This is a genomic window from Ectothiorhodospira sp. BSL-9, assembly GCF_001632845.1.
Taxonomy (GTDB): Bacteria; Pseudomonadota; Gammaproteobacteria; order Ectothiorhodospirales; family Ectothiorhodospiraceae; genus Ectothiorhodospira.
Map to the genome: position 1 here is coordinate 51,468 of NZ_CP011994.1, position 25,616 is coordinate 77,083.

Below are 25,616 nucleotides of genomic sequence, written 5' to 3' on the forward strand. Positions count from 1 at the left end.
GGGAGAGGGGTGGGAGTGAGGGGGGTGAGAAAACGACCTCACCTCAATCCAGCAGCCCCGCCTCCTGGTAGTACCGCCTGGCCCCGTCATGCAAGGGCGCCGACAGGCCCTGCTTCACCATGCTCTCCTTCTCCAGCACCTCAAAGGCCGGGTGCATGCCCTTGAAGGTCTCGAAGTTGTCGAACACGGCCTTCACCAGGGCATAAACCGCCGCCTCCGACGTGGCGGTGGAAGACACCAGGGTGGCGCCCACACCGAAGGTGTCCACATCCTCATCCTGGCCCGGATACATGCCCGCCGGGATCGTCGCGCTGAAGTAATAGGGCGTGTCCTTGACCAGTCCATCCACCACTTCGCCGCTCACCGGCACCAGACGGGCGTTGCAGGTGGCGATGGGTTCCTGGATGGCGGAGGACGGATGACCCACGGTGAACAGCACCACATCGATGCGGTTGTCGCACAGGGCCTGGCCCTGCTCGCGGGAGGGCAGTTCCGAGGTGAGGGAGAAATCGTCCATGGTCCAGCCGTAGGCTTCCATCAGACGCTCCACCGTGCCGCGCTGGCCCGAGCCCGGGTTGCCCACGTTCACCCGCTTGCCCTTGATGTCTTCGAAGTGCTGGATATCACTGTCCTGGCGCACCAGCACAGTGAAGGGCTCCGGGTGCAACGACATCACCGCCCGCAGGTTCTCGTCGGGGCCGGCATCGGCAAAGCGGTTCGATCCCTGCCAGGCATGATGCTGCCAGTCGGACTGCACCACGCCCAGATCCATCTCCCCGGCACGGATGGAATTGAGGTTGAATACGGAGCCGCCGGTACTCTCCGCGTTGCAACGGATACCGTGTTCCGCGCGGTCGCGATTCACCAGCTGACAGATACGCTGACCGGTGGGGTAATACACCCCCGTGACCCCCGCCGTACCGATGGTGAGGAAGCGCTGATCGGCCATGACCGGGGCGCTGGCCAGGGTTGTGGACAGGCCTGCCAGGAGCAGGATAAAGCCTTTCTTCATCAACCGTTTGTGCATGGTTCATCCTCCAGTGGGTGAGGGCCAGGTTGTGACTGTTTTCAGGGTTTTACGTGCGTCTGGCGCCTAAATCCGTTAACATTCAAGCCTTTTTCCGAAGTCTAATCAATCCGCTTTTGCGGGGAGTTCGCAATGTTTTCCATCCACATGAGTATCGCCGGATACGACGATGAGCTGTGGCAGGCCATCCAGTCCGAAACACGCCGTCAGGAAGAGCACATCGAACTGATCGCCTCCGAAAACTATGCCAGCCCACGCATCATGGAAGCACAGGGTTCCGCGCTCACCAACAAGTACGCCGAAGGGTACCCGGGTAAACGGTACTACGGCGGCTGTGAGTACGTCGACGTGGCCGAGACCCTGGCCATCGATCGCGCCAAGCAACTCTTCGGCGCCGACTACGCCAATGTGCAGCCCCACTCCGGCTCTCAGGCCAATGCCGCCGTCTACATGGCGCTGCTGAACCCGGGCGACACCGTCCTGGGCATGAGCCTGGCCCATGGCGGCCATCTTACCCACGGCGCCAAGGTGAACTTCTCCGGCAAGATCTACAACGCCATCACCTACGGCATCGACGACCAGGGTTACATCGATTACGACGAGGTGGAACGCCTGGCCCTGGAGCACAAGCCCAAGATGGTCGTGGCCGGCTTCTCTGCCTACTCCCGCGTGGTGGACTGGCAGCGCTTCCGCGACATCGCCGACAAGGTGGGCGCCTACCTGCTGGTGGACATGGCCCACGTGGCCGGTCTCGTGGCCGGCGGTGTTTACCCCAGCCCGGTGCAGATCGCCGACGTGACCACCTCCACCACCCACAAGACCCTGCGCGGCCCGCGCGGTGGCATCATCCTGGCCAAGAGTAACCCGGAGATCGAGAAAAAACTCAACTCCCTGGTCTTCCCCGGCACCCAGGGTGGCCCGCTGATGCATGCCATCGCCGGCAAGGCCGTGGCCTTCAAGGAGGCCCTGGAGCCGGAATTCAAGGGCTATCAGCAGCAAGTGGTCGAGAACGCCCGCACCATGGCCGACGAGATGATCAAGCGCGGCTACAAGGTGGTCTCCGGTGGCACCGACAACCACCTGTTCCTGGTGGACCTGATCGACAAGGGCATCACCGGCAAGGATGCGGACGCCGCCCTGGGTCGCGCCAACATCACCGTGAACAAGAACGCGGTGCCCAACGATCCCCAGTCCCCGTTCGTGACCAGTGGCCTGCGCATCGGCACCCCGGCCATCACCACCCGGGGCTTTGGCGAGAAGGAATCCCGCGAACTGGCCGGCTGGATCTGCGACGTGCTGGACGACCTGAACAACGATGCGGTCATTGAGCAGGTCAAGGGTAAGGTGCTGGATGTGTGCAAGCGCCTGCCGGTGTATGCCAGCTAACGCTCATGCATGACAAGCCCCTCTCCCCCGCGGGGGAGGGGTTGGGGTGAGGGGCGAGGAGGTCGTAACCCGATGAAGTGTCCCTACTGCGGTGCCCCGGATACCCGGGTGGTGGATTCACGGCTGGCCGGCGAAGGCGAGCAGGTGCGCCGCCGTCGGGAATGCGCGGCCTGCGGTGATCGCTTCACCACCTTTGAGGGGGCAGAGTTGAACCTGCCCCGGGTGGTCAAGCGGGACGGCGGTCGCGAGCCCTTCAATGAGGGCAAGCTGCGCGCCGGTGTGATGCACGCATTGGAAAAACGCCCCGTGCCCACGGACCGGGTCGAGGCAGCCCTGACCCGGATCAAGCACAAGGCCATGAGCCAGGGGGAGCGGGAACTCCCGGCCCAACGCATTGGCGAATGGGTGATGGAGGAACTGCAGGGCCTGGACCAGGTGGCTTACATCCGTTTTGCCTCGGTGTATCTGAGTTTTGCCGATGTACAGGCCTTTCGCGAGGTCGTCGAACGCCTGGAAAAGGAACCCCAGGGCAACCAGGACTGAATCCCCCTCCCCTCTCTCCCCCAATCCCTCCCATGAACGACTTCACTCCTGACGATCACCGTTTCATGGCCCGAGCCCTGCAGTTGGCGGCCATGGGCCTGTACACCACCGACCCCAACCCGCGGGTGGGGTGTGTGGTGGTGCGCGGCACGCAGGTGCTGGGTGAGGGTTATCATGCCCGCGCTGGTGAGGCCCATGCCGAGGTCCGGGCCCTGCGCGCGGCCGGCGAGCAGGCGCGGGGCAGTACGGTCTACGTGACCCTGGAACCCTGCAATCATCATGGGCGGACCCCACCCTGCGTGGATGCCCTGCTGGCGGCCGGGGTGCGCCGGGTGGTGGTGGCCATGGAAGACCCCAACCCACTGGTGTCCGGCCAGGGGCTGGAACGCCTGCGTCAGGCAGGGGTCAGCGTCGCCCATGGCCTGATGGCCGAGGCGGCCCATGACCTCAACCCGGGGTTCATCAGTCGCATGCAGCGCCGGCGCCCCTGGGTGCGCGTGAAACTGGCCGCCAGCCTGGACGGGCGTACCGCCATGGCGTCTGGCGAGAGCCAGTGGATCACCGGCGAGGCGGCACGTCAGGATGTACAGCGCCTGCGGGCCCGGGCCTCCGCCTTGCTCACCGGCATGGGCACGGTGCTGGCCGATGATCCGAGATTGAACGTGCGCATTGCCGCTGCCGAACTGGGTGTGGACGGTGTCGTGAAGCAGCCCCTGCGGATCGTGCTGGACCGGCAAGGCCAACTATCCCCCCGGGCGCGCCTGTTCCAGGACGAGGCCCCGGTACAGGTCTTCACCGCCGAGCATCGAGTGGAGGAGCTTCAGGCGCAGCTGGCCAGCACCGGCGCCCGTGTGCAGGGTATTCCCAGGGCACACGGCCACCTGGATCTGACCGCCGTACTCGAATCACTGGCGGAACAGGAGGTCAACGAAGTGCACGTGGAGGCAGGCCCGAGACTGTCCGGCGCCCTGATGCAAGTGGGCTGCGTGGACGAATTGATCATCTACCTGGCACCCCACCTCATGGGGGGCGATGCACGGGGGCTGATGGACCTGCCCATCCAGCACATGGCCGACCGTATTCCCCTGGAGATCCGGGATGTCCGCCCGGTGGGCCTGGACTGGCGCATCACGGCGCGCCCGTCGGCGGCGTGATCCCGGGCCGGATAATCCTGTATCGTAGCCCCTGAAGAGCGACTCCGGAGACCCCCTCGATGTTTACAGGTATCATCCAGTCCGTGGGTACCCTGGCGGCCACGGAAGACCGGGGCGGTGACAGCCGCCTGACCCTGCGCACCGGCAAGCTGGACCTGACCGATGTGCAGCTGGGCGACAGCATCGCCGTGAACGGGGTGTGCCTGACGGCGGTGGCCCTGCCCGGTGACGGTTTCGTGGCCGACGTTTCCCGGGAGACCCTCTCCAAGACCTCCCTGGGGGCGCTGGGCATCGGTGACCCGGTCAATCTGGAAAAGGCCCTCACACCCACCACACGCCTGGGCGGCCATCTGGTCAGCGGCCATGTGGACGGTCTGGGCGAGGTGACGGCCGTGGAGCAGGAGGCGCGCTCCTGGCGTTATCATGTGCGCGTGCCCGACGAACTGGCCCGCTACATCGCCCCCAAGGGTTCCGTGTGTATCGACGGGGTGAGCCTGACGGTGAATACCGTGGACGGTGCCGTGTTCACCGTGAACATCGTGCCGCACACCCAACAGGAAACCATCATCAACGGCTATCGCGTGGGTACCCGCGTGAACATCGAAGTGGATATCATTGCCCGCTACCTGGAACGCCTGCTGCTGGGAGACAAGGCCGCCCAGCCCCAACACGGCATCAGCGAGGCATTCCTGGCTGAACATGGCTTTCTGAAATAAGGCTCCTATCGCATTGGCGGATTTTCCATTGGCGGATTTTCAATCGGGACCATGATGGACTGGATCAACGACACCTTATTGCAGGCCGGCGTCTGGATGCGCGGTTACACCAGCCAGATCGCCCTGGCGCTGGTGGCCACGCTGCTGGTGGTCTACGGACAGGACATCCTGCGGGCGGTCAAGGCGGCGGTCCGTCCTTATCCGCTGGTGTTCCGCTTGCTTGTCTTCGTGCTGATGTGCGTGTTCGGCTTTGGTGCCATCGCCGTCTTCCTGGCCCCCTGGGTGGCCCAGGGACTGATGATGGTGGATACCCTCTGGCTTGCGCCCACCGTGGCGGGGGCCTTCCTGATTCTGGGTTTTATCGCCGAACGCCGTCAGCAACTCTAGTCACCCGTCATGCCCCTGGGCCATGCGGCCCACTCACCCCCTGGATTCCAATACCGGCCGAACCATGTCATTCAATAGCACCGAAGAAATCATCGAGGACCTGCGCCAGGGGCGGATGGTGATCATCGTCGACGACGAGGATCGCGAAAACGAGGGCGATCTGCTCATGGTGGCTTCCCGGGTGCGCCCGGAGGACATCAACTTCATGGCCCGCTTCGGCCGTGGGCTGATCTGCCTGACCCTGACCCGGGAACGCTGCCGTCAGTTGCGCCTGCCGCTGATGGTGGGGGATACCAACGACAAGCATGGCACCAACTTTACTGTCTCCATCGAGGCCGCCGAGGGCGTGACCACCGGCATCTCCGCCTACGACCGGGCCCATACCGTGCGCACCGCGGTGGCCCCCGATGCCGCTGCCCGGGACCTGGTCCAGCCGGGCCACATCTTCCCGCTCATGGCCCAGCCGGGGGGCGTGCTGGTGCGTGCCGGTCACACCGAGGCCGGCTGTGACCTGGCACGACTGGCTGGCTTCGAGCCAGCGGCGGTGATCGTGGAGATCCTCAACGAGGATGGCTCCATGGCGCGCCGCCCGGACCTGGAGCGATTTGCCGAGGAGCACGACCTGAAGATGGGGACCATCGAACACCTGATCCGCTATCGCATCGAGAACGAGCGCAGCGTCGAACGGGTGGCGGAGTGCCCCTTCCCCACCGAATTCGGCGATTTTCGACTCGTGGCCTATGAGGATGCCCTGGACAAGGGCCTGCACTACGCCATGGTCAAGGGCGATGTCGGGGGTGATCACGACACCCTGGTGCGGGTGCACCTGGGCGGCAGCCTGTGCGATACCCTGGCCTACCGGGGCGAACGCTGTGGCTGGCCGCTGCGCGGCGCCCTGGAGCGCATCGCCCACGAGGGCAGCGGCGTGGCAGTGATCATCCACAAGCCCGTGAACAATCGCGAGATGGTCCGCCGTCTGCGGGAGATGGCCCTGGGCAATGGCCCGGCCCACGCATCCGGACACGACGACCAGGAACCCGCCGAACTGCGCACCCATGGCATCGGCGCCCAGATCCTCAAGGATCTGGGCGTGAGCCGGATGCGCCTGCTTTCGGCCCCCAAACGCTTCCACGGGCTCGGCGGTTTCGGGCTCGAGGTGGTGGAATACGTCAACGAACGCTAACGGAACACCCCAGTCATGACTGCAAACCTGCAAACCATCGAAGGCACCTTCACCGCCACCTCCGAGGCACGGATCGGCCTGGTGCTGTCCCGCTTCAACTCCTTCATCGTCGAGCGTCTGCTGGAAGGTGCTCAGGACACCCTGAGTCGCCATGGCGTGCCGGACCAGAACCTTACCGTGGTGCGCGTGCCCGGAGCTTACGAACTGCCCCTGGCCGTGAAGGTGATGGCCCAGTCCGGCAACTACGACGCCGTGATTGCCCTGGGCTGCGTGATCCGGGGCTCCACGCCGCATTTTGATTTCGTGGCCGGTGAGGCCGCCAAGGGCCTGGCCCAGATCCAGCTAGAGCATGGCCTGCCCATCAGCTTTGGCGTGCTCACCACCGACACCATTGAGCAGGCCATCGAACGGGCTGGCACCAAGGCGGGCAACAAGGGGGCAGACGCCGCCATGAGTGCCCTGGAAATGATCAGCCTGATCCGGTCCCTGCGCGCATGAATCCCGACGCCCTGCAACACCGGCGCCTCACCCACGCCCGTCGCCACGCCCGCCGCCTGGCGATGCAGGCGCTCTATCAATGGCAGCTCACCGATTACCACCCCAAGGACATCCTGGCCGACTTCCACGAGGATCCGGAAATGGAGCGGGCGGATTGGGAGCATTTCCGCCACGTGCTTCTGGGCGTGACCGAAAATGTGGAAGCGGTGGACGGGTTGATCGCCCCCTTCCTGGACCGCCCGGTGGCCCAGGTGGACCCGGTGGAGCGTTCCATCCTGCGCCTGGCCACCTTCGAGCTGCATCACTGCCCGGACGTGCCCACCCGTGTGGCCATCAACGAGGCCGTGGCGCTGGCGAAGAAGTTCGGTGCAGATCAGGGGCACAAGTTCGTCAATGGAGTGATCGACAAGGTGGCCGGAGGGGCACTGCGCCGGTAAGGCAGAGCACTCCCCTCTCTCCCCGAGGGAGAGGTGCTGTCATTCGCTTGGCTCCATCAAGGGGCATTCATCGGGAAGGCGTTGACTGAATGCAGACGAATCATCAGGGCATGCTGGCCGGGCAGGTGGAGACCGGGGCGCGGGAGCCGGGAGTGGCGGCGCGGCGATTGATTTATGGGGTGGCGCTGGCCTGGTCGCTGTTTCAGATCTGGATCGCCTCCCCCCTGCCCTATTGGTTCGATATCTTCATCGTCTCCGAGACCAAGGCTCGGTCCATCCATCTGGCCTTTGCCGTGCTTCTGGCCTTCCTGGCCTTCCCCGCCATCAACCCCATGGCCCGGATGCGGCCGCTGGCAGGGTATTTCTTCATCCTGGTGGGGCTGGGCCTTTGGGGGCTGGCCGGGTATCAGTTCTGGCATGAACTGCCTCGGGCGGGGGTATTTGCCACCATCGGCGCAGCGGTGCTGGTGGCCGCCTGGCCCTTGCTGCGGCCGGCCGCACTGGATCGGGTGCCGGTGGTGGACTGGGTGCTGGCCATGCTGGCGGCCCTGTGCGCCGGGTATCTGTTCCTCTTCCATCAGGATCTCGCCCAGCGACCGGGTTCACCCACACCCACCGACCTGATCGTCGCCGGCGTCGGCATGGCGCTGTTGCTGGAGGCCACCCGGCGGGTCCTGGGGCCGGCACTGATGGTGATCGCCGTGATTTTCCTGGTGTACACCTTTGCCGGGCCCTGGATGCCGGACCTGATCGCCCACCGGGGGGCCTCCTTCGGCCGGGCCATGTCGCAGCAGTGGCTGTCCAATGAGGGGGTGTTCGGAATCGCCCTGGGGGTGTCCACCAGCTTTGTCTTCCTGTTCGTGCTGTTCGGGGCCCTGCTGGAAAAGGCCGGTGCCGGCGGATATTTCATCCGCGTCGCCTTCTCCCTGCTGGGACACCTGCGCGGCGGGCCCGCCAAGGCGGCGGTGGTGGCCTCAGGGATGACCGGGGTGGTATCAGGCTCATCCATCGCCAATGTGGTCACCACCGGCACCTTCACCATCCCGCTGATGAAGCGGGTGGGCTTTCCGGCCTACAAGGCCGGGGCGGTGGAGGTGAGCAGTTCCGTGAACGGCCAGCTGATGCCGCCGGTGATGGGGGCCGCGGCCTTTCTCATGGTGGAATACGTGGGCATCTCCTATGTGGAGGTGATCCGGCATGCCTTCCTGCCCGCGGTGATCGCCTATATCGCCCTGTTCTACATTGTCCACCTCGAGGCCCTCAAGGCCGGCATGGAGGGCCTGCCCCGGCGGGTGACCTCCACGGTCACCGGGCGGCTCATCGGCTGGGGGCTGACCCTCTCAGGGCTGTTCGTCCTGGCCGGGGCCACCTATTACGGCCTGGGCTGGATCAAGACCGTGAGCGGCGATGCCTCGCCCTACATCATCGGAGTGCTGGTCCTGGCCGCCTACCTGGGCCTGTTATGGACGGCCTGCCGCGCCCCGGCCGTGCAGATGGTGGACGATGACCATCTGGAGCTGCCCGATCCCCGGTCCACCATCCAGGGCGGCCTGCATTTCCTGCTGCCGGTGGTGGTGCTGGTGTGGTGCCTGGTGGTGGAGCGCCTCTCACCAGGGCTGTCGGCCTTCTGGGCCGTCGCCTTCATGATCTTCATCATGCTCACCCAGCGGCCCCTGATCGTGCTGTTCCGGGGTCAGCAGGCGTTTGCCAACGACGTGCCGCCGGATGACCCGGCCGCCCGACAGGTCACCAGCGCCCTGCTGCGCGGTGGCCACGAACTGGCCGATGGCATGGTGCAAGGGGCCCGCAATATGGTGGGTATCGGCGTGGCCACGGCCGCGGCCGGCATCATCGTGGGCACCGTGGCCATGACCGGGATCGGGCTGGCCATGACCGACATGGTGGAATTCCTCTCCGGCGGCAATCTGCTGCTCATGCTCATGCTCACCGGCCTGATCTGCCTGGTGCTGGGGCTGGGGCTGCCCACCACCGCCAACTACATCATCGTCGCCACGCTCATGGCGCCGGTGATCGTGGAGCTGGGCTCGCAGCATGGCCTGCTGATCCCGCTGATCGCCGCGCATCTGTTCGTGTTCTATTTTGGCATCATGGCCGACGTGACGCCGCCGGTGGGCCTGGCCTCCTTTGCGGCGGCCGCCGTCTCCCGGGCCGACCCGATCCGTACCGGGGTGCAGGCCTTCATCTACAGCCTGCGCACGATCACCCTGCCCTTCCTGTTCGTCTTCAACACCCAGTTGCTGCTCATCGGCGTGGACAGCCTGTGGCAACTGCTGCTCACGGTCTTTGGGGCACTGGTGGGCATCCTGGTCTTTGCGGCCGCCACCCAGGGCTGGCTGGTCACCCGCAGCCGGATTCACGAGTCCATCCTGCTGCTGGGCATCTCCCTGGTACTGTTCGCCCCCAATCTGCTCATGGACCGTATCGAGCCCCGCTATGACCGCCTGCCCCCCGGGGAGATCCAGGAGATTGCCAAGGCGACGCCCCAGGGCGGGCAGTTGCGCTTCGCCGTGGAGGGCATGGATATGGATGGCAGGGAGGTGCAACGGGTGGTGATGCTGCCCATGGGCGATCCCGGGCCGGGTGATGAGCGCCTGGCGGATGCGGGCCTGGGGCTGATGACCCTGGGGGATCAGGTGAGCATCAGCTTCGTGTCCTTCGGCAGCCCGGCCGAGCGCATGCGCCTGGAATCCGGCTGGAACGTGACCGAAGTGATGGTGCCGGCGGACCGGCCCGCACCGGAATGGTTCTACCTCCCCGCGCTGTTGCTTCTGGGGGGGATCATCGCCCTGCAGCGCCGACGCGCCCGGGGCTGATTCAGCGTGGCTCGTCGGCCAGTGAAGAGCTGACGGCCTGCTGATGTGCACTGAAGCCCTCGGTGGGCGCAGCAGGGATGACGCGACGCCTGGGATCCGGGCAGGAAACGGCGGGATGGTGATTGCGCACCCGTCGCCAAAGGTTGAGCAGATAGCGTACATCGCTGTCGGCCTGATGGGCGAAACCCGGCGTATCCCGCCGGGCCTGGGCCATCAGGCCCTGCAGTAGATCCGGGGCCCGGTACTCGGGGGGTGGCAGGCGGGGTTCCAGCAGCTTGAACACATCCCCCAGTCGAAAACGGGGCATGAAGCTGCCCGCCACGAACAGGCGCTGCAGCCAGAATCGGTCCAGATGCACACCGTCGGTGAAGACCACCTTCCCCGCCAGGGCACGGTTCATGCGCCGGCACAGCCAGGTGATGTCACAGCCGCGCTCCTCGATCATGTCGCGGCTGATGCCATGCATCTCCTCCGCCTGATCGCACCAGTCGGTCCACTCGGGGGCGGGACGGATCAGCCAGCACTCCAGGTGGCCCGCCCCGTCGGACCAGGCCACCTGTACGGGATAACTGCCCCGGGTGAGAGACGAGGCCTCGAAGTCCAGAAAACAGGGCAATGTGCTGTGGGTGAAGTCGATTGACATGAAAATGCTTGGCAAAGCCCCCTTGCTCGGTCGATGATCATAACCCGTGCCCCCGCCCACGGCCACCCCTGGCCAGCGGGGGGCAAAGCCACACAAAATCAGGGGCCTGACGGCATGGGAAGTGCGTTCAAGCGGCTGGAAAGGAACACCGGGGGACGGGATTTTGTGGTGGGCGATCTTCATGGCATGTTCTCCGCCCTGGAGCGGGCCATGGACGAACTGGACTTCGATCGGGAACAGGACCGAATGATTTCGGTGGGGGACCTGATCGACCGCGGCCCCGAATCCCACCGGGCCCTGGAGTTTCTTGAGCAGCCCTGGTTCTTCGCCGTGCAGGGCAATCACGAGCGCCTGCTGCTTGAATCGGAAATCGACCGGGACCTGGCCACCTCCTGGGTGACACTCAATGGTGGCGAGTGGTGGATGGATGTGGACCCCATCACCCAGAACCGCTTCCGCCGCCGGCTGCGCGCGCTGCCCTTCGCCCTGGAGGCGGATACCGAACCCGGCCAGGTGGGTATTGTGCATGCCGATGTCCCTCCCCGGCTCAACTGGATGGCGTTCCTGGAACAACTGGAGCGGGACCAACGAACCCGTGAATACGCCACCTGGTCCCGCAAGCGTATCGGCCAGGTACTCAAGGATGAGGCCATCGCGCCCGTGGAGGGCCTGGCCCTGCTGGTGGTGGGGCATACCCCCGTCGAGGAGGCCATGCGTCGGGAGAACATCTATTATCTGGATACCGGCGCCGCCTACGGGAAACAGATGCCCCATGCCAAGCTCAGTATCCTGCAGATCCATCCGCAATGGGCGTTGAGCAGCTTTCCCACCGCGCCCAAGCCCACTTCTCAGGGGAGCACATGACCGATCAGGATTTGACGCAAACCCTCAGCGAGTTGATTGCCGACGCAGCCCGGCATGAGCGGCCCCTGGAGATCCGGGGCGGCATGACCAAGTCCTTCTACGGGCGCGCCGTATCCGGCGACCCACTGGATATGACCCCACACCGTGGCATCATCGACTACGAGCCCACCGAACTGGTTCTCACGGCCCGTGCCGGCACGCCCCTGAGAGAGATTCAGCAACTTCTGCAGGCCAATGGCCAGATGCTTCCTTTCGAGCCACCCGCCTTTGGTCCGGAGGCCACCCTGGGGGGCACGGTGGCCAGCGGATTGTCGGGGCCACGACGCCCCTACGCCGGGGCCGTGCGTGACGCGGTACTGGGTGTGCGCATGATCAACGGCCTGGGCGAGGTCCTGCATTTTGGCGGACAGGTGATGAAGAACGTGGCCGGTTATGACATCTCCCGGGTGATGGCCGGCAGCCTGGGCACCCTGGGGGTGCTGCTGGAAGTCTCGGTCAAGGTGTTGCCACGGCCCGCACACAGCATCACCATCGCCCAGCCCGCCAGCGCCAACCAGGCCCTGAACTCCCTGCTCGGCTGGGGCAGCCGTCCGCTCCCCCTCTCCGGGGCCTGCCATGTGGACGATACCCTCTATGTACGCCTGTGCGGCGCCCGCCAGGGCGTTGAACAGGCCGCGCATGTGATCGGCGGGGATGCAATGGAGGCTGCGGAGGCCTTCTGGGAGAGCATTCGCGAGCAGACCCATCCGTTCTTCCAGGGACGGGAGGCTCCGCTGTGGCGTCTGAGCCTGCCCCCGGGGGCGCCAGCCGATCTGGTGCCGGAGCCCTGTCTGCTGGACTGGGGCGGCACCCTGCGCTGGTTCCGGTCCGAGGGCCCGGCCGACGCCATCCGTCAGACCACCCAGGCACAGGGCGGGCATGCCACCGTATTCCGTGGTCATGGCGATCGCATCGAGCCGTTCCACCCCTTGGCGCCGCCGTTGCTGCAATTGCACCGGCAACTCAAGGGCGCCTTCGATCCGCACGGAATCCTCAACCCCGGCCGCCTGTACCCGGAGGTGTGACATGCAGACCCGACTGGTGGACTTCATCAGGGAAACGCCGACCGGCGAGGAAGTGGACGGCATCCTGCGCAACTGTGTGCACTGCGGCTTTTGCAATGCCACCTGCCCCACCTATCAGTTGCTGGGGGATGAGCGGGATGGCCCTCGGGGGCGCATTTACCTGATCAAGCAGGTGCTGGAAGGGCAGGAACCCAGCCGTCGCACCCAGACCCATCTGGATCGGTGCCTCACCTGCCTCAACTGCATGACCACCTGCCCCTCCGGGGTGGATTACCGGCATCTGGTGGAGGTGGGCCGTGCCCAGGTGGAAGAGCGGGTCAGTCGCCCCTGGCGTGAACGCCTGCAGCGGGCTGCCCTGCGCTATGTGCTGCCCCGGCGCCGCCTGTTCAATGGATTGCTGCGTACCGGCCAGGGTCTGCGGCCGGTGCTGCCGCCTCCCTTCCGTCACTGGGTGCCCCCGCGTGCCGTTCAGGGCCCCTGGCCCGAGGCAAGGCACGCGCGACGCATGCTCACCCTGGAGGGGTGCGTGCAGCCTGGCCTGCAGCCGGATATCGACGCGGCCCTGGCCCGGGTGCTGGATCGCCTGGGGGTGAGTGTTGTCCGTGGCGGCGGGGGTTGTTGCGGGGCCGTGGAGATGCACCTGAATGACGAGCAGGCCGCCCGGGCACGGGCACGGCGCAACATCGATAGCTGGTGGCCACAGATCGAGGCGGGCCTGGAGGCCATCCTGGTCACGGCCAGCGGCTGCGGTGTGCAGGTGAGGGATTACGGCCATCTGCTGGCGGCGGATCCGGCGTATCGGGACAGGGCCCGGCGGGTGGCGGAACTGGCACGTGATCCCTGCGAAGTGGTGACGCCGGAGGATGTCCGGCGCCTGGGGGTGGACGCCGATGGCCGGCGGGTGGCCTTTCATCCGCCCTGCTCCCTGCAGCATGGCATGAAGCTGAGCGGTCGGGTGGAGGCGCTGCTGCGGGCGGCGGGTTTTGAGTTGGTGGCAGTGCGGGATGTGCATCTGTGCTGTGGATCGGCCGGGACCTATTCCATTCTGCAGCGGGCGTTGTCACGGCAGCTGCAGCAGCGCAAGCTGACGAATCTGGAGCGGGAGGCTCCGGAGGTGATTGCCACGGCGAATATCGGGTGTCACATGCATCTGCAGTCGGGGACGGGCACGCCGGTGCGGCACTGGATTCAATTGATGGATGGAGACACCGGAGGCTGAGATCCGCACACCCTTCTCTCATCCGGCCCACCGCCTTATACTTCCATAATTTTTTCATAAACTTAAAGAAATCCACCCATTCAGCAGACCCTCACTATGATGACTTATCCCTCCTTCCACCCCCCCGTGCGCACCTTGATGGGCCCCGGTCCCTCCGATATCAACCCCCGGGTTCTGGCTGCCATGAGCCGCCCCATCATCGGGCATCTGGACCCCGCCTTCGTGGGCATGATGGATCAGATGAAGGTGCTGCTGCAGTACGCCTTCCAGACGGAAAACGAGCTCACCCTGCCCGTTTCCGCACCCGGTTCCGCCGGCATGGAAACCTGCTTTGCCAACCTGGTGGAGCCGGGTGACGAGGTGGTGGTGTGCATCAACGGTGTATTCGGCATGCGCATGAAGGAGAACGTGCTGCGCTGTGGTGGCACCCCCATCGTGGTGGAAGAGGAATGGGGCCAGCCGGTGGATCCACAAAAGCTGGAGAACACCCTGGCGGCCCACCCGGACGCCCGCCTGGTGGCCTTTGTCCACGCCGAGACCTCCACCGGGGTGTGCTCCGATGTGAAGACGCTTTCCCAGGTGGCCCATGCCCGGAATTGCCTGGTGATCGTGGACACGGTGACCGGCCTGGGCGGCAGCGAGGTTCGGGTGGACGACTGGGGTGTGGACGCCATCTACTCCGGCACCCAGAAATGCCTCTCCTGCACCCCTGGCCTGTCGCCGGTGAGCTTCAGCCCCCGGGCCGTGGAGCGCATCCGCAACCGCAAGCACCCGGTGCAGAGCTGGTTCCTGGACCTGAATCTGGTCATGGGGTACTGGGGGTCGGGCAACGCCAAGCGGGCCTATCACCACACCGCCCCCATCAATGCCCTGTACGCCCTGCATGAATCCCTGGTGCTATTGCGCGAAGAAGGCCTGGAAGAGGCCTGGGCGCGTCATCGCCATCATCACGAGGCGCTGAAGGCCGGCCTGGAGGCCATGGGCCTGAACCTGCTGGTGGACGAACCTCACCGCCTGCCCCAGCTCAATGCCGTGAAAGTACCCGAAGGCGTGGACGAGGCTGCGGTACGCGCGCAGTTGCTGGAACGCTATGGTCTGGAGATTGGTGCAGGCCTGGGGCCGCTGGCCGGGAAGATCTGGCGCATCGGCCTGATGGGCTTTGGTTGCAACCAGAGGAACGTGCTGCTGTGCCTGCACGCCCTGGAGGCCGTACTCACGGAGATGAACGCGCCCATCGAACGGGGCCATGCCATGCGTGCCGCGCAGCGGGTGTATGGCGAGGCGAGCCACATGGGCGAAGCTTGACGCGAAAGAACCCCGTCAGCTACCGACACTCCCTTCTCCCCCTCGGGGGAGAAGGGAGTGTCACGTGTCCTTGATCATCCGGGGTGATTGGCCGCCGTGATGCAACCGTGATGCATGAGAGTCAGTCACACTCCCCGAGACGCTGCCCCTTCACCTCGGTATGCATGGGGATCTTGCCGATGGAGGTATCCATATAAGACGTGACGCGACCGGTGAGCCTGTCTCCCATGAACTCGAAGGTCGCCCGCATTTCCACGACATCACCACCGTCCTGCTCGCATATCATGCTGTAGGCCAGATTGGCATGGGTGGATTCCATGTCCGTGATGTCGCAGCCCTGATCGGCAATCAGGAAGCTGGCGCCATCGGCGATATCCTCTTCCGTGATGCACCCCCGTTCCGTGTGGGCGTCTTCCTCAGGGGCCTCGTGCCCCATGGTGCTGCTGATGGAGGTGAACTCCCATTCCCCCGGCTGCAGGTTGGGCTGGTTGGCCAGAGCGCTCAAGGGCATCATCAAGGTCATGGCGGCAACCGCCATCGGTCGAAAGATTTGCATGTTTCCATCCTGATCGTGAGTTCGCAGGCATGGTAAATGATATAAAAGGGGATGACACGTTCCATGGGGGCCGGGGATGATCGCACTCGGGGAAGATCGTCACCTGCGCCTCACCCTCAAGGCCTGGGCCCTGTACCTGGGCGTTTGCCTGGTGCTGGCCGTGGTGATCGCCTGGGACCTCACCACCTCCAGAGAGCAGGATATGGAAGCCGCTCGCCAGCGCACCCATGCCACCAGCGTGCTGGTAAGCGAATGGCTGTATGCCGCCTTCGAGACCAGCGGGGCCCTGCTCAGCAGCATGGCCGGCGAGATCCGTCCCGAGAGCCTCCCGGGGCCCGAGGAAGACCCCGAAGCCCACGCCCGAATCAACCAGTGGCTCGATCGGCATCTGCATCTCCTGCCCAATACCAAGGGCATTGCCCTGTTCGACTCTGAAGGGCGGATGACGCATACCTCCGGCCCCCACCACGAGATCGGCCACGACATCAGCGACCAAGGTCATTTCCAGGCCCTGCGTGATAACCCTGACCTGGAGCGCCAGGTGTCCCGCGCCTTCTTTTCCCATGAGACCGGGGGGTTTCTTGTCGCTCATGCCCAGGCCCTTCGTGATGCCGAGGGTCACTTTGCCGGATTACTGGGGGTGCGCCTGGATCTGGATTTCTTCGATCACTGGCTGGAACGTGCCGAGCCCACACCCGGCAGCAGCCTCACCATTCTGGATCATGACGAGCGCTTGCTGGCGCGGCGCCCGCGGGACACCGTTCCGGGCCTCGAGGCCCAACTCGGTCAGCCGGTGGAAGCAGGCCGACTGGCTCCCCTGATTCGCGACGAGAAGGATACCTTGCAATTCGCCATCATCTCGCCGGTGGACGGGATGCACCGCTTGTTCGCAGCCCGGATGGTACGCGACCTGCCTTTTCTGGTGGTGGCTGGCGAGGCACAGCAAACCATCATGGCCACCTGGTGGCAAAAATTCTGGACATTGAGTCTTACCTGGCTGGTCATCGCCGGCCTGGGTTTGCTGGTCTTGCGCGGCTACCTGCGCACCATTCGGTACGATCTGGAGCTGCAGCGCAGCCATCGCTCCCTGGAAGAAGCCAACCGGACCCTGGGCCAGGAGATCCGTGATCGTCAGAAGGCCGAGGACGAGATCAAGACGCTGGCCTTCTTTGATCCGCTGACCCAGTTGCCCAACCGGCGCCTGTTCACTGAGCGTCTGGAAGCGACTGTTCATATCTGCCGCCAGGAATACCGCCATGGCGCCCTGCTGTTCATCGACCTGGACAACTTCAAGCTCCTCAACGACACCCTGGGCCATGACCGGGGCGACCAATTACTCATGCAGGCGGCCAGGCGCATCAGCGGCTGCGTTCATGAAGCCGACACCGTGGCCCGTTTGGGTGGGGATGAATTCGTGGTCATGCTCTGCGGGCTCAGCCATGAAACCCAGGAGGCCATCCAACAGGCAGAGATTGTCGCCGACAAGATCCTGGCCTCCCTGAAACATCCTTATCTCCTCGGCGGCCAGGAGCATCACAGCACGGCCAGCGTTGGCATTACCCTATTCCATCAGGAACCGGTGAGCGTGGACGAACTCATGAAGCGGGCAGACCTGGCCATGTATCAGGCCAAGGCGGCAGGGCGGAACACCCAACGGCTGTTCAACCCGGACATGCAGGCCTTGGTCATCGCCCGGGCCGCTCTGGAGGGCGATCTGCGCCGGGCGCTTTCCGAAAAACAGTTCCTACTGCATTACCAGGCCCTGGTGGACGATGACGGCGTGTTGACGGGCGCCGAGGCCCTGCTGCGCTGGCAACACCCGGATCGAGGCCTGGTGCCCCCAGGTGAGTTCATCCCGCTGGCCGAGGATACGGGGCTGATCCTGCCCATCGGGCAGTGGGTGCTGGAAGCCGCCTGCGCCCAACTGGCCGAATGGGCCCGGGACCCGTCCCTGAAAAACCTGAAACTCGCGGCCAATGTGAGCGCCCGTCAGTTCCGGCATCCGGAATTCGTGCCGGGGGTGTTGCGCGCCCTGAACACGACCGGGGCAGACCCGCATCGCCTCAAGCTGGAGATCACCGAAAGCCTGCTGCTGGAAGACGTGGAGGACGTGATCAGCAAGATGCGTCAACTGCGGGCACGGGGCATCTCGTTCGCCCTGGACGACTTCGGCACCGGCTATTCCTCCCTGAGCTATCTCAAGCGCCTGCCCCTGGACGATGTTAAAATCGATCAGTCATTCGTTCGTGATGTGCTCATCGACCCTAACGATGCCGCCATCGCCCGAACCATCGTCGCCCTGGCGGGCACGCTGGGCCTGAGGGTCATCGCCGAGGGGGTGGAAACCCGGGAGCATTGGGAATGGCTGAGCCGGCATGGCTGCCACACACACCAAGGCTACTATTTCGGTCGACCGGGGTCGGTGGTGGCCATGCTGGAAAGCCTCCCGGGCAGGCCCCTGCCCATGCGCCGCCGGGCGCATCCCCGCGAAACCAGCTAATCCCTGGTTAAAAAACGGTAGTCGCCCTGATAATAGACCAGGGGTTCACCCTCGCGGGGCATGGTCAGTCGCAACACCCGGCCCACGAAGATACGATGGTCGCCGCCGTCGTGAATCACCTCGGTGCGGCATTCAAACTGCGCCAGCATCCCCGGCAGCAACGGTGCGCCGGTCTGCCCGGCCTCGAACTGCAGGCCCTCCCAGCGACTGGCCTCCTTGCCCGCAAACCGGTTCGAGAGGTCCTGGTGATCCTCCGCAAGTACATTCACGGCAAAGGCCCTGGCCCGCTCGAAGGCCGCCAGACACCCGGCATCACGGCGCAGGCTGAACAGCACCAGCGGCGGATCCAGCGACAGCGAACTGAAGGAATTGGCCGTAAAACCGTTGGGCACCTCTCCTTGTGGATCAAGACAGGTGATCACCGTGATGCCCGTGGCAAAGCGACCCAGGGCATCCCGAAACCGACGTGGATCAATCACCGGCAAGGAATCGATTATTTCGGACTGAGCATTGTTCATACTGTTAGATCGGCCTGAGGCCCGGGGATGGGCGAGGATTTCTCAAATGAAGTATCATGCGGATCAGCAAGACGTGAACCTGATCACAAAACGGTGGCCTTGCCAGTGTATTCACAGGGCCTAACGGTAGCACACTCACCACCGGTGAACCCGTAACCGGCACCCATGTCCCGCAACAAACCCACCAAGAAGATTGACGAGGCGATTCGCGCCCGGGCCGAGCAGGCCCTGCGTGCCGGCGACTTTGACCTTTCCCAGGATCTTTTTGACAAGGGCCATATCGACCTGGCCGAGGTCACTGAGCACCTGCGCATCTACCAGGCCGAACTGGAGGTGCAGAACGCCGAGTTGCGTGAGGCCCAACTGGCGGCCGAGCGTTCCATGGGGCGCTATTCCGCCTTCTTCTCCGGCATCCCCGTAGCGGCCCTGGTGGTGGATCGGACCGGATTGATCCTGGAGTCCAACCACCAGGCGGCCCACCTGTTCGGCCTGCGCCACTCCCATCTGCGGCACCACTTTCTGCGTCGACTGATCCATCATGACAATGAAAGGGACCTGAGCCGGGTACTCATCCAGGCCGAAGAACAGGGCAAGGCGTTCTGCGAGGACTTCACCTTCGTGCGCACCGAGGGTGATACCTTTCGCGGTGAGTTGCATGTCGCCCGCCTGCCGGGGCGGCAGGGTGGGGAGAACGAATTCGTATGCGCCGTGGTGGACCTCACCGAACACCTGCGCCATGAGGCCCAGCTGCAACAGGCCCACCAGGAACTGGGCGAGAGCGAGGCCCGGTACCGCATCCTGGCCGATTACTCACCGGTGTGGGACTACTGGTATGACCCCGAGGGACGGTATCACTATGTCTCCCCCGGGTGCCTGGCCATCAGCGGCCATCCCCCCGAGGCCTTCATGGACGACCCGGGGCTGTTTACCCGCCTGCTTGAGCCCGAGGACCGGCAGCGCTGGGAGCAGCATGAGCAAGACATCCATGATTGTCGGGACCAACTACCCCATGAGCTCATGGAGTTCCGCCTGCGCCACCTGGACGGCGAGGTCCGCTGGATCGAACACGAGTGCCAGCCGGTCGTTGCGGAAGACGGCAGTTACCAGGGTCGCCGGGGCATCAACCGGGACATTACCGACCGAAAGCGGGCGGAACTGGAGGTGGCTCAGGTCAGCCTGCTGTATGCCACCCTGAGTGCGGTCAATCAGGCCATCGTCCGCATCGAGGACGAACAACCGCTGCTGGACAATCTGGCGCGCATTGCCGTGGAACACGGCGGCTTCACCGCCTGCGTCATCAGCCTGCGCAATGGCGATAATCCCCCCCTGCCCCGTGCCTGCAAGGGTCTGACACCCGAACAGATACAGGCCATGCCCCTGCACGAGGCCTGGGAGTTGATCAACCGGCAACCTTACGTTTACGCCAACCGGGAGGATCCAGACGCCCCCCCCAATGGCGCCAGTGGGCACAGGCCAACCGGATCCAGACCTTCGGCCATTACCCACTGATCCGCAACCATCGTCTGGTGGGCGTGGCCAGCTTCTTCTCCGACACCCGGGCAGGCTTCACCCCGCAAATTGACCGGCTGGTTCAGGACATCACCGAGGATTTCTCCTACGCCCTGCAACACCTGGAGCTGGAAAAGAAGCGCCGCATCACGGAGGCGGCCCTGAGCGAGAGCGAGGCCCGGTATCGCAGCCTGTTCGAGAACACTCATTCCATCATGCTCCTGGTGGACCCGGAGGATGGGCAAATCGTGGACGCCAATCCCGGGGCCTGCCAGTTCTATGGCTGGACCCGCGACGAGATGCGCCAGCGCCGCATCAGCGACATCAATGCCCTGTCAGACAAGGAAACCCAGGCGGAGATGGCCCGGGTCCAGCGCGGCGGGCACAGGCATTTTCGTTTCGTGCATTGCCTGGCCACGGGCGAAAGACGACAGGTGGAGGTGTACAGCGGCAGGATTCAGGTGGAAGGACGGGAACTGCTGCACTCGGTGGTGCATGACATCACCGAACGCAACCGCGCTGAAGAACGCCTGCGGCTGGCCGACCGGGTCTTTCAGGCTGCCGATGAAGGCATCATGGTCACGGACATGCAGGGGCGCATCGTGGCCGTGAACCCGGCCTTTACGCGCATCTCCGGCTACACGGAAGAGGACGCCCTGGGCCAGACACCTGCCCTGCTGCATTCGGGACGACAGGATGCCAGCTTCTACCAGCGTTTGTGGCGCAACCTGCTGCAACTGGGCCATTGGCGCGGCGAGATCTGGAATCGACGCAAGAACGGCGAGATTTACCCGGAGTGGCTCACCATCAGCGCCGTGCGCAACGACGATGGTGAAATCATCCACTATGTGGGGGTGTTCAGCGATATCGGCCAGATCAAGGAGGCCCAGCAGCAACTGGAGTTCATGGCCCATTACGACCCACTCACCGGACTGGCCAACCGGGCCCTGCTTAGGGACCGCCTGAAGCATGCCCTGCGCCGGGCAGACCGCAACAAGGCCACCCTCACCCTGCTCTTCCTGGACCTGGACCGCTTCAAGACCATCAACGACACCCTGGGCCACAACCTGGGAGATCTGCTTTTGCAGACCGTGGCCCGGCGCATGAAGGACACTGTACGCGCCTCGGACACCCTGAGCCGGCTGGGCGGGGATGAGTTTGTGCTGCTCCTGGAAGATGAAATCAACCCGCAGGAAATCAACACACTGTGTGAAAAGTTGCTGAATGTGCTGGAGGCCCCCATGTTGCTGGAGGGTCACGAACTGGTGATTACCGCCAGCATCGGCGTGGCCACCTATCCCGACGACGGGGTGGACGCCGATGCGCTGCTCAAGAATGCCGACCTGGCCATGTATGAGGCCAAGACTCAGGGGCGTAACGCCTATGAGTTTTTTGCCCCTAGCCTGTCGGAAGGGGTCATGGATCGACTGAAGATGGAATCCGCCCTGCGCGGTGCTGCAGCGCGGAATGAGCTGCGGGTGCATTATCAGCCCCAGGTGCGGCTGAAGGATGGGTCATTACTGGGGGTGGAGGCCCTCGCCCGCTGGGAACACCCCACGCTGGGGCTGGTGTCACCCGGGCACTTCATCCCCCTGGCCGAAGAGATGGGGGTGATCGGCGAGATCAGCGCCTGGGTGCTGCGTGAGGCCTGCCGACAGATGCGGGTCTGGTGGAACGAGGGTCGGGAAGTCAGTTGCGTGGCGGTGAACCTCTCCGTTCAGCAACTGGAGCGGCAGATGCTGGTGGACACGGTGCGCGACTGCCTGAAGGAATACGACCTGCCGGCAGAGTGCCTGGAACTGGAGGTAACCGAATCCCTGATCATGCGGGCCCCGGAGAAGGCCCAATCGGTGCTCCAGAAACTCAAGGTGATGGGGGTGAAGATCTCGGTGGACGACTTCGGCACCGGATATTCCTCCCTGTCCTACCTCAAGCGCCTGCCCCTGGATCGACTCAAGATCGATCGCTCCTTTGTCCAGGACATCGGCATGGATGCCAATGGCGAGGCCATCATCCGCGCCATCATCGGTCTGGGAGCCAGCCTGGGCCTGGAGACCCTGGCCGAAGGGGTGGAACAGGAGGAGCAGGTCCGGTTCCTCCTCAAGGAAGGCTGCGACCTGGCCCAGGGTTTCCTATTCAGCCGACCCGTGCCCCCGAATCAACTCACTTTTCACTGGGACTGTCCGACGACGCCTTCGGACGAACCATCCAGTCCGTGATCTCCAGGCGGCTGACGATGGCCCCACCCTCCGGGTGGTGCAGCATGCCCACTTGCATCAGGAACCATCGATCCGGCTCCGACCCAGGATAGCGGTACTCGAAACCAAACCCCTCGCTGTCACCCTTGAGCACCTGGCGCAGCCCTCGTTCCGCCTTGATGGTGTATTCTTCTGCTCCCTCAGGCTGGGCGCCCCGGGCATAGCAGGACTCCAGGAAATTGTCTCCGGGACCGGCTACACCCAGTGGATCCTTCGCCTGTGCCTTGAAGGCCTCCCGCCAGGCCTTGTTGACGATCTGGATCATGCCACTGCTGTCCAGCACCGCCACCTGGTGGGTCTGGGAATCCAGCACTGCCTGCAGGCGCACCACATCCCGCACCGAGGTGATGTCCACCAGGGTGATCACTGCCCCCCGGGAGGCGGCTCCCTGCAGGGTGTAAGGCAGGATGCGCACCAGATAGTAATTGCCCGATTCCGAACACACCTCATGCTCGTTCATGCGCCCTTCCCGCAGGCTTTCGCGCAGGTCATCCATGAGTCCGGGGTACATCAGGTTGTGGGTGAAATCGTCGATGCGTCGACCCACATCCCCGTCACGGATCTTGAAGATCTGCTGCGCCTCGGGGGTGAAGCGGGTGATGTGCATGGATTCATCCAGGAACAGGGTGGCGATGGACGCTGCCTTGGCCATGCTGTCCAGGTCCGCGTTGAGGCGATTGAGGATCTGGATCTTCTCCTGATTCTCCGCATTGACGGTGTACAACTCCTCGTTCACCGACTGCAGTTCCTCGTTGGAGCTTTGCAATTCCTCGTTGGCCGCCATCATCTCCTCGTTGGTGGCCTGCAGCTCCTCGTTGGAGGCTTCCAGTTCCTCAATGGTGGCCTGCAGGCTCTCCCGGGTGGCGGCCAATTCCTGCTCCAGGGAGTTGATGCGATCCAGGGCCTCCACGCTCATGTCCAGGCACTGGGTTTCCTTGTCGCCACCCTCGCGGACAACGGCCTCCTGGGACTCGAAGGAGAGCAGCAGGAAGGTACTGTTACGTTCGTCCCCGTCCAGGCGGCGCACGTTCAGGCGCAGGCGCTCGGTGCTGCCACCGGGCATCTTGAAGGTGCTGGCCTCGGAGCGGATCACCTCGCCGCTCCTGGAAGCCCGACGCAGCAGGGCCTGGGCCACGGGAACGATACCGGCGGGCAACAGCTTGGAGATCTCCAGGGTGATGCTGCCGGAAGGGAAATGCAGGAATCGCTGTGCCTCCCCAAACACATGGATGAGTTCCAGCGACTCCGATAGCAGGATGCTGGGCGGGGCATGCTCCTGCAGCAAGACCTGCTGCGCGGACTCAATGGCCGAGGCATCCCGGGAGCGGAACGCCTTGTCACTGCGCCCAGCGGAGGGTTGCGTACGTCTTTCGAGGGCCGGGATGCTGGCGTGGTGTGACTCCATTGGCAGCGGGGCGCTGCGCAGCATCTTAAACAGCTTGTACTTGCTGCTCACCGGTGTGAAATCCGGGCTCAGTTCCCCCAGGGATTCACTGCTGCCCAGGAACATGTAGCCGTTCGGGGCCAGGGCATACTGCAACCGCCGCAGGGCCCGCTGTTGAGTGGTGGGCAGGAAGTAGATCAGCATGTTACGGCAGGTCACCATGTCCATGCGTGTGAAGGGTGGGTCCTCCACCAGGTTGTGGCGAGCAAAGACCAGGGTCTGGCGCAGCTCCGGCTTGACCACGAAGTGGCTGCCCCGTTTGTCGAAGAAGCGCTCCAGCCGCTCCGGGGACACCTCCGCCATGATGGCCTCGGAAAACCTGCCCGCGCTGGCGGCATCCACGTTCTTTTGCTCCACGTCGGTGGCAAAGATCTTCAGGTCCGGCCAGCGGTGGGCTCGCTCGAAGGCCTCGGCAAACAGGATGGCGATGGAATAGGCTTCCTCCCCCGTGGACGTACCCGCCACCCAGACCCGGATGGAGTGGCTTATGCCGGACTGGCTGACAATATCCTCCACCGCCTTGCTGGCCAGGGTGTCGAAGGCCTCCGGGTCGCGGAAGAAGTTGGTCACCGGGATGAGGATCTCCCGCCGCAGTACCGACACCTCGCCCGAATCCCCCTCCAGCAGTTCCAGGTAGTGCTCGAAATCCGGCACGTGGCGCACCTGCATGCGCCGCTCGATGCGGCGCAGCACCGTGGCCGGCTTGTAGTCCCGGAAGTTGACCCCGCCATGGTTGTGCAGCAGGTGGAAGATGCCCTCCAGGGCCGAGCCCGAATCCAGGTCAGAGGTGGTCTTGGGGGGCAGCGTCACCTGGGTGTCGGGTTTTTGCTCGATATGATCGCGGATCCGCGCGCCCAGGGTATCCGGGGGCAGTACCTCGTCCACCAGGCCGGTGGCGATGACGCTGCGCGGCATGCCGTCGAACTTGGCACTCTCCGGGTCCTGGGCCAGCAGCAGGCCACCGGCATCGTTGATGGCCACCGAGCCCCGGGTACCGTCAGATCCAGTGCCTGACAGGATGACGCCGATGGACCGGTGATCGAACTCCCTGGCCAGGGAGGAAAAAAAAAGGTCAATGGGTAGGGATAAGATCCGGGGATTCTTGGGGCTGAGGCGCAAGTGCCCCTCGGAGAGGGTCATCAGATTGCCGGGCGGAATCAGGTAGATGGTCTCAGGTTCCAGTTCCATGGCATCACGGACCGTGACCACCGGCATGCTGGTATGTCGAGCCAGAAGATTGGCCATCAGGCTCTTGTGGTCCGGGGAGAGATGCTGAACCACCACGAAGGCCGCGCCGGTCTCTTTTGGCATGGCCTCGAACAATCGCTCCAGGGCCTCGAGCCCCCCCGCCGAGGCACCAATACCCACCACATGGCCGGTAAACTCCTGCGTCGGCCCAGCGGCCTCAAGCACCTCGCCAGCATCCTCCTGGGAGGCATCCTGGGGCTCGTGGGTGTCTTGTGGGGTCTGATCGGATGACATGGTGGGCTTACCGCGCAGGCCGGAGTGAATGGACTTCCCCACTATAAGGCCATCACCGGCTTACCGCCAGAAGCCCTGCCCGGCCCTGG

At 64.4% G+C, this 25,616-nt stretch carries 21 protein-coding genes; 16 read left to right on the forward strand and 5 right to left on the reverse strand.

What is annotated here, in order from left to right:
* Positions 1 to 43: 43 nt before the first annotated feature.
* The gene (locus tag ECTOBSL9_RS00250) at positions 44 to 1,027 is read right to left on the reverse strand and encodes a TAXI family TRAP transporter solute-binding subunit (protein ID WP_063463375.1); all 984 of its coding nucleotides are present in this window, start codon (positions 1,025 to 1,027) and stop codon (positions 44 to 46) included.
* A gap of 132 nt (positions 1,028 to 1,159) precedes the next feature.
* On the opposite strand from ECTOBSL9_RS00250, the gene glyA reads away from it, so the two are divergent.
* The 9 genes from glyA (at position 1,160) to ECTOBSL9_RS00295 (ending at position 10,165) form a co-directional block, all read left to right on the forward strand.
* On the forward strand, positions 1,160 to 2,413 hold the full coding sequence (glyA, locus tag ECTOBSL9_RS00255) for a serine hydroxymethyltransferase (protein ID WP_063463376.1): 1,254 nt from the start codon (positions 1,160 to 1,162) through the stop codon (positions 2,411 to 2,413).
* 72 nt (positions 2,414 to 2,485) lie between these two features.
* Positions 2,486 to 2,956 carry a transcriptional regulator NrdR gene (nrdR, locus tag ECTOBSL9_RS00260; RefSeq protein ID WP_063463377.1) on the forward strand — a complete coding sequence of 157 codons (471 nt, stop codon included), beginning with the start codon at positions 2,486 to 2,488 and terminating at the stop codon, positions 2,954 to 2,956.
* Positions 2,957 to 2,988: 32 nt separating this feature from the next.
* On the forward strand, positions 2,989 to 4,110 hold the full coding sequence (gene ribD, locus ECTOBSL9_RS00265; protein ID WP_063463378.1) for a bifunctional diaminohydroxyphosphoribosylaminopyrimidine deaminase/5-amino-6-(5-phosphoribosylamino)uracil reductase RibD: 1,122 nt from the start codon (positions 2,989 to 2,991) through the stop codon (positions 4,108 to 4,110).
* 59 nt (positions 4,111 to 4,169) lie between these two features.
* Positions 4,170 to 4,826, forward strand: a complete 657-nt coding sequence (locus ECTOBSL9_RS00270) for a riboflavin synthase (protein ID WP_063463379.1) — start codon at positions 4,170 to 4,172, stop codon at positions 4,824 to 4,826.
* A gap of 51 nt (positions 4,827 to 4,877) precedes the next feature.
* Entirely contained in the window at positions 4,878 to 5,213 is a 336-nt protein-coding gene (locus ECTOBSL9_RS00275) for a DUF3392 domain-containing protein (protein WP_082829650.1), read from the forward strand.
* Between the two features lie 64 nt (positions 5,214 to 5,277).
* Positions 5,278 to 6,396, forward strand: coding sequence for a bifunctional 3,4-dihydroxy-2-butanone-4-phosphate synthase/GTP cyclohydrolase II (gene ribBA / locus ECTOBSL9_RS00280; protein ID WP_063465919.1), 1,119 nt, complete (start codon positions 5,278 to 5,280; stop codon positions 6,394 to 6,396).
* Positions 6,397 to 6,411: 15 nt separating this feature from the next.
* On the forward strand, positions 6,412 to 6,894 hold the full coding sequence (gene ribE, locus ECTOBSL9_RS00285) for a 6,7-dimethyl-8-ribityllumazine synthase (RefSeq protein ID WP_063463380.1): 483 nt from the start codon (positions 6,412 to 6,414) through the stop codon (positions 6,892 to 6,894).
* Entirely contained in the window at positions 6,891 to 7,331 is a 441-nt protein-coding gene (gene nusB / locus ECTOBSL9_RS00290) for a transcription antitermination factor NusB (protein WP_063463381.1), read from the forward strand. Before ribE ends, nusB begins: the two co-directional genes overlap by 4 nt.
* 89 nt (positions 7,332 to 7,420) lie before the next feature.
* On the forward strand, positions 7,421 to 10,165 hold the full coding sequence (locus ECTOBSL9_RS00295) for a TRAP transporter permease (RefSeq protein WP_063463382.1): 2,745 nt from the start codon (positions 7,421 to 7,423) through the stop codon (positions 10,163 to 10,165).
* 1 nt (position 10,166) lies between these two features.
* On the opposite strand, the gene ECTOBSL9_RS00300 is transcribed toward ECTOBSL9_RS00295, so the two are convergent.
* The gene (locus ECTOBSL9_RS00300; RefSeq protein WP_205631983.1) at positions 10,167 to 10,808 is read right to left on the reverse strand and encodes a hypothetical protein; all 642 of its coding nucleotides are present in this window, start codon (positions 10,806 to 10,808) and stop codon (positions 10,167 to 10,169) included.
* A 114-nt stretch (positions 10,809 to 10,922) separates the two neighbouring features.
* Between ECTOBSL9_RS00300 and ECTOBSL9_RS00305 the strand changes: the two genes are divergently transcribed.
* From ECTOBSL9_RS00305 to ECTOBSL9_RS00320, 4 genes are all read left to right on the forward strand, one after another.
* A complete protein-coding gene (locus ECTOBSL9_RS00305; RefSeq protein ID WP_063463384.1) occupies positions 10,923 to 11,672 on the forward strand; it encodes a metallophosphoesterase in 750 nt (249 codons plus the stop codon).
* Entirely contained in the window at positions 11,669 to 12,736 is a 1,068-nt protein-coding gene (glcE, locus tag ECTOBSL9_RS00310; RefSeq protein WP_063463385.1) for a glycolate oxidase subunit GlcE, read from the forward strand. The genes ECTOBSL9_RS00305 and glcE overlap by 4 nt, the downstream gene beginning before the upstream one ends.
* A gap of 1 nt (position 12,737) precedes the next feature.
* Positions 12,738 to 13,955 carry a glycolate oxidase subunit GlcF gene (gene glcF / locus ECTOBSL9_RS00315; protein WP_063463386.1) on the forward strand — a complete coding sequence of 406 codons (1,218 nt, stop codon included), beginning with the start codon at positions 12,738 to 12,740 and terminating at the stop codon, positions 13,953 to 13,955.
* A 99-nt stretch (positions 13,956 to 14,054) separates the two neighbouring features.
* Positions 14,055 to 15,260, forward strand: coding sequence for an alanine--glyoxylate aminotransferase family protein (locus tag ECTOBSL9_RS00320; protein ID WP_063465920.1), 1,206 nt, complete (start codon positions 14,055 to 14,057; stop codon positions 15,258 to 15,260).
* Between the two features lie 121 nt (positions 15,261 to 15,381).
* On the opposite strand, the gene ECTOBSL9_RS00325 is transcribed toward ECTOBSL9_RS00320, so the two are convergent.
* The gene (locus ECTOBSL9_RS00325) at positions 15,382 to 15,816 is read right to left on the reverse strand and encodes a DUF3617 family protein (protein WP_082829651.1); all 435 of its coding nucleotides are present in this window, start codon (positions 15,814 to 15,816) and stop codon (positions 15,382 to 15,384) included.
* A gap of 76 nt (positions 15,817 to 15,892) precedes the next feature.
* Here ECTOBSL9_RS00325 and ECTOBSL9_RS00330 point away from each other — a divergent pair, with 76 nt between their 5' ends.
* Entirely contained in the window at positions 15,893 to 18,316 is a 2,424-nt protein-coding gene (locus ECTOBSL9_RS00330; RefSeq protein WP_063463387.1) for an EAL domain-containing protein, read from the forward strand.
* On the opposite strand, the gene ECTOBSL9_RS00335 is transcribed toward ECTOBSL9_RS00330, so the two are convergent.
* Positions 18,313 to 18,834: a flavin reductase family protein gene (locus ECTOBSL9_RS00335; RefSeq protein WP_063463388.1), complete on the reverse strand. Its 522-nt coding sequence runs from the start codon at positions 18,832 to 18,834 to the stop codon at positions 18,313 to 18,315. The genes ECTOBSL9_RS00330 and ECTOBSL9_RS00335 overlap by 4 nt on opposite strands.
* A gap of 165 nt (positions 18,835 to 18,999) precedes the next feature.
* On the opposite strand from ECTOBSL9_RS00335, the gene ECTOBSL9_RS00340 reads away from it, so the two are divergent.
* Both ECTOBSL9_RS00340 and ECTOBSL9_RS00345 read left to right on the forward strand, forming a co-directional pair.
* Positions 19,000 to 20,343, forward strand: coding sequence for a PAS domain-containing protein (locus tag ECTOBSL9_RS00340; protein ID WP_063463389.1), 1,344 nt, complete (start codon positions 19,000 to 19,002; stop codon positions 20,341 to 20,343).
* 23 nt (positions 20,344 to 20,366) lie between these two features.
* The gene (locus ECTOBSL9_RS00345; protein WP_156500004.1) at positions 20,367 to 22,562 is read left to right on the forward strand and encodes an EAL domain-containing protein; all 2,196 of its coding nucleotides are present in this window, start codon (positions 20,367 to 20,369) and stop codon (positions 22,560 to 22,562) included.
* On the opposite strand, the gene ECTOBSL9_RS00350 is transcribed toward ECTOBSL9_RS00345, so the two are convergent.
* Positions 22,507 to 25,527 carry a chemotaxis protein CheB gene (locus tag ECTOBSL9_RS00350; protein WP_082830017.1) on the reverse strand — a complete coding sequence of 1,007 codons (3,021 nt, stop codon included), beginning with the start codon at positions 25,525 to 25,527 and terminating at the stop codon, positions 22,507 to 22,509. The two genes, ECTOBSL9_RS00345 and ECTOBSL9_RS00350, sit on opposite strands and share 56 nt — an antisense overlap.
* Positions 25,528 to 25,616 lie beyond the last annotated feature (89 nt).